This is a genomic window from Synergistaceae bacterium (assembly GCA_012728235.1).
GTDB lineage: Bacteria > Synergistota > Synergistia > Synergistales > Synergistaceae > JAAYFL01.
Window position 1 is genome coordinate 1 of record JAAYFL010000107.1, and the last position, 3036, is coordinate 3036.

3 protein-coding genes and 1 pseudogene are annotated in these 3036 nt (G+C 36.2%); all 4 read left to right on the forward strand.

The annotated features are described in order from the left end of the window. Positions 1-374: bifunctional chorismate mutase/prephenate dehydratase (locus GXZ13_06730; protein NLX75507.1), on the forward strand; the 374-nt coding region annotated here is incomplete at its 5' end. Positions 375-381: 7 nt separating this feature from the next. Continuing rightward, a pseudogene (locus tag GXZ13_06735) lies at positions 382-1599 on the forward strand (shikimate kinase). Further along, the gene (gene aroQ / locus GXZ13_06740; GenBank protein NLX75508.1) at positions 1596-2027 is read left to right on the forward strand and encodes a type II 3-dehydroquinate dehydratase; all 432 of its coding nucleotides are present in this window, start codon (positions 1596-1598) and stop codon (positions 2025-2027) included. The pseudogene GXZ13_06735 and the gene aroQ overlap by 4 nt, the downstream one beginning before the upstream one ends. A 698-nt stretch (positions 2028-2725) precedes the next feature. After that, a partial coding sequence (locus GXZ13_06745) for a hypothetical protein (GenBank protein NLX75509.1) occupies positions 2726-3036 on the forward strand: 311 nt, incomplete at its 3' end.

The window sequence follows — 3036 nt, forward strand, 5'->3', positions numbered from 1 at the left end:
CTGCTTCTTGTGCCGAGCTTTACGGATTGGATTCCCTTATTAATTCCGTACAGGATTTCGGCGGCAATTATACTAGATTTATCTGCATTTCAAAGAAAATGGAGATTTATCCTGGTTCAGACAAAACCAGTGTAATGGTAACGCTTCCACACAGACCGGGCTCCCTTTATCATGCCCTTTCAAGCTTGTCTGCTTTAGGAGTTAACCATACTAAGCTTGAGAGTAGACCTTTGCCGGATAGCGATTTTGAATTTATGTTTTACTTTGACTTTTCAATTTCAGTTTACTCGGAGAATTTTAAGCAGATGTTAATAAGAATTGAAGAGAGCAGCAAAACATTGAAATATCTGGGAAGTTACTCAGAGGTCGTGTAATTTGAAGAAATTTGGGTTGTTGGGAGAGAAACTTGGACATAGTTTTTCTCCCCTTATTCATAGTATGCTCGGAGATTATGCATATGACTTATGTGAAATCTCTCCGGAGAATTTGTCCGATTTTTTGGCTCATAATGACTATGATGGTTTTAACGTAACAATCCCATATAAAAAAATGGTTCTGTCTCACTGTGATGAACTGTCGGAAAAAGCAAAACAGGTTGGGAGCGTAAATACTCTCATAAAAAAACAGAATGGGTCTTATTATGGAGACAACACGGATCATGACGGATTTTCTTTAATGATTTCTTCTATAAAGGATAATGTCGCTGGGAAAAAGGCAGTAATACTTGGTTCCGGTGGGGTTTCATCTACGGTTAAATCTGTTCTTAAAGATTTAGGAGCAAAGGAAATTATAACTGTATCGAGAACAGGGACGGAAAATTATAATAATCTTTATTTACACAGTGATGCTCAAATTATAGTAAACACAACTCCGGTTGGGATGTATCCGAACAATGGAGATTCACCGATAAACCTTGAGCTCTTTCCCTATCGTGTTTTTGTGGCCGATCTCATATATAATCCAGCAAGAACAGCACTCATTTTACAAGCTGAAAAACTTGACATAGCGTACGCAAGCGGATTATTAATGCTGGTGGAGCAAGCCAGGGCATCTTCAGAACTATTCACCGAAAAGAAAATCCCATTAGAGAGGAGCATTGAAATAGCAGATATGATTGCAAAAGAAACCCAAAACATAGTTTTAATAGGAATGCCTGGAAGTGGAAAGAGCTCTGTTGGCAAGTTGTTAAGTGAGCTAACGGGTAGACCGTTTGTAGATATTGATGGAGAGATAGTGAAAAAATTAGGTAGAGTAATCCCCAAGATATTGATGGAGAGGGGAGAGGAATATTTTCGTAAAAAAGAAAGTGAGGTCCTTTCTGAATTTTGCAAAGAAAGTGGCTTGATAATTGCGACCGGAGGCGGAGTGGTTGTTACTCCGGAAAATAAAGAGATAATGAGACAGAACAGCTTGGTCGTCTACATAAAAAGAGACCTTAAAGAACTGGCTACGATTGGCCGTCCAATTTCTATTGCGAATGGAGTTGAAGAGCTCTATGAAATGAGAGCTCCGTTTTACGAGAGTTGGCAAGATATATCTGTAGAAAACAGCGATCCTCATCTTGCCGCGCAGAAAATAGTAGAGGAGCTTAATTTATGAAAATAATTGTGATAAATGGACCAAATTTGAACATGTTGGGAGTAAGAGAGCCGGAGATTTATGGCTCCCAAAGTTTGCAAGATTTGAATGAATATATACGAAGCTTTTCTGTTTCAAAAAACATAGAAGTGGATTTTTTTCAATCAAATCATGAGGGGAATATCATAGATGTTATACAGGAGTCTATGGGTAAATATGAGGCTATAATCATAAATCCTGCAGCATATACGCACACCAGTATAGCAATAGCAGATGCTATCAGAGCGGTCGGACTTCCGACTGTTGAGGTTCATCTATCCGATGTTAACAGCAGAGAAGAGTATAGGAAGACATCTTATATATCCGAGCATTGTGTTGCTACCGTATCTGGAAAGGGTTTTAACTCTTATATTGATGCAATAGAAATAATATTATCAAAGCTTAAGTAGCTATTTAAAAATATTTTGTTTGTTAAATAAATTATTTTCTAAATTTCAGATAAAAGATGAAGTAAAGTGAAATCTATTGTAGAATATAAATAGATAAGCAAGCGAAATAAACTTTGTTAGGGTTACATAAAAGTATCTAAACGAACAGCATTATTCCTCTTAAAGCTACAAGACAACATTTTATAATAAAAATGGTAGATACGTAGCAGTCTCAGAAATCAATAAACTAAAACTATCTATTTAAATTATTGTCAGAAAAGTTGATTTGGTAAATTCTATACTTAGGAGTGAGCTATATGCGCAACAAAAGCTCTTCAAAGAGAATAGATAAGCCGTTAATTGCTTTTATATTGATGGCTATAGTTTTAAATATATACCGAAGCAGCCGCCTTACACTTATATTAAAATCAGCCTCCTACATTTTTTTCAAATACCTAACTTTTACTTTTATTATTTTTTTCTTCTTGCGACAGAATTCAAGCCTAAATAAAAAAATTACCCGAATGATTTCCAAAAAATATAAAGCATCTAACACATCTTATTTATCCAAAAAGACAGCGTGGTTATTGGCGTTATTTCTGATAGATCACGTCAAATTGATTATCTGTTTTTAAAGCAGTATTTGAAGGGGTGAAGAACGCTTAGCTAATTTTGTAAAGGGGAGTTTGTAGGGACTAATAACATGGGGAGGCGAAAAAATGTACAAAAAAACAATAGTTGCAACTGATCTTTCCAGTGAAGCTCTTGACCTTGTGGCAACGACGGGGAACCTAAAGGGGTTCGGAGTAGAGAAAATTTTACTGATAGCATTTTGGGATGCTCTTGATCTCTTAGGTATTGATACTTTCTTTAAAGCCATAATTTATAAAGATTTAGAGAATAATTTAAAAGGGAAAAAAGAAGTGTTGGAAAGACATGGATTCGAAGTCAGCACGAGAGTTATGGACGGCCCGTCTGCTTTGCAAGTAAGCAATATAGCATTAGAGGAGGATTATAATCTCGTCGTCGC